The organism is Anaerobiospirillum sp. NML120448, from assembly GCF_023050945.1.
Lineage (GTDB): Bacteria > Pseudomonadota > Gammaproteobacteria > Enterobacterales > Succinivibrionaceae > Anaerobiospirillum.
In genome coordinates this window covers 1-1,249 of the sequence record NZ_JALKIM010000180.1, presented here as the reverse complement: position 1 = coordinate 1,249, position 1,249 = coordinate 1, and the positions used below count along the sequence as shown (strand labels likewise).

2 rRNA genes are annotated in these 1,249 nt (G+C 38.9%); both read right to left on the bottom strand.

The window, feature by feature from the left end:
• A 16S ribosomal RNA gene (locus tag MXE38_RS12330) occupies positions 1 to 94 on the bottom strand; the annotation flags it as partial.
• A 1,057-nt stretch (positions 95 to 1,151) separates the two neighbouring features.
• Positions 1,152 to 1,249: ribosomal RNA gene (rrf, locus tag MXE38_RS12325) — 5S ribosomal RNA — on the bottom strand; the annotation flags it as partial.

Here is a 1,249-nt window from a genome sequence, read left to right as displayed (position 1 = left end):
AAAAAAGCAAGCTTCTTTCCTGTTACCGTTCGACTTGCATGTATTAGGCCTGCCGCCAGCGTTCAATCTGAGCCATGATCAAACTCTTCACTTTAATGATTCGTTTGAAGTGCAACTATAACTAGTTACCAGTATGTTGGCTTAAAACTCAAAGTTCTTAACTTAAAGAACCCACACAGATTGTCTGTACTTATCAATTTTCAAAGAACTTCAAAACGCTTGGTTTTTGCAGCTTCACGCTTTAGTGCGTGACAGCGGAGACGTATTTTAATGATTTTTAACCTAACGTCAACACCTTTTTTAAAAATTTTTTGGTATAACTTTACAGTTTACCCTGTATAAAGATTCACAAAGCTAGATTCCATGCGCTTTTGTGAGCTAAATCACGCTTGAAAAATTTCTAAAAATTTCCTCTTGTCTCGCCTCTATTTAGAGCCATAAAATGGTAAATTTACCATATTATTTTGCATAACATTTCATTAATCATGTAATACTTTTTTGTAAGCCCCCATTCAAAAAAATTTTTCTCCCCAACTTTCATGCCCCATATTAGCCAAATACTCTACTTTTTCCCTGCAACTACAGCTTTTAAAAGCTCAAAAGCTCAGTAGTTCAGCAGTCAAACAAAGCATTCATACTTCTACAAAACACCTACTTTACGTAAAACATTCTGCCTGGCTCAAAACATTAGACCTTACCCAGATCACTTTACCTTTTAGCAGACGTTTATGCATTTATGTGGCAACTGCCGTAACAGTGCACTTGCAGTGCGCATCCTCCTGCAATGCTAACAGTACAGAGCAATGCAGTACATTATGCTGTGCAGCAATTGCTATCTAAACCCTATACCAAACTGGAACTATCAGATGAGTTCAGGAGGAATTAGGGGATTAACTAGTAGATAAGGACTATGAACTAAAGTAAAGTCCAAAATAGTATAAAGTGGCAGTTAATAGCCTTCGACGGTGGTTAGAGGAGGTTAGCTACAGTTAGGAGCTGCATAGAACGGTTAACGGTAGTCAGGAGAAGTTAGCAACAGTTAGGAGTAATACGCAGGATGAGACAGATCAAAGTGAATGAAAATTATGGATGTACAAATGCAACAAGGCCCCTTGAGTTTTCCTCAAGGGGCCTTGTCTTAGAAAAATTAAGCCTGGCGATGACCTACTCTCGCACAATCGTACGTTGCACTACCATCGGCGTGACTACATTTCACTTCTGTGTTCGGAATGGGGACAGGTGGGTCTAT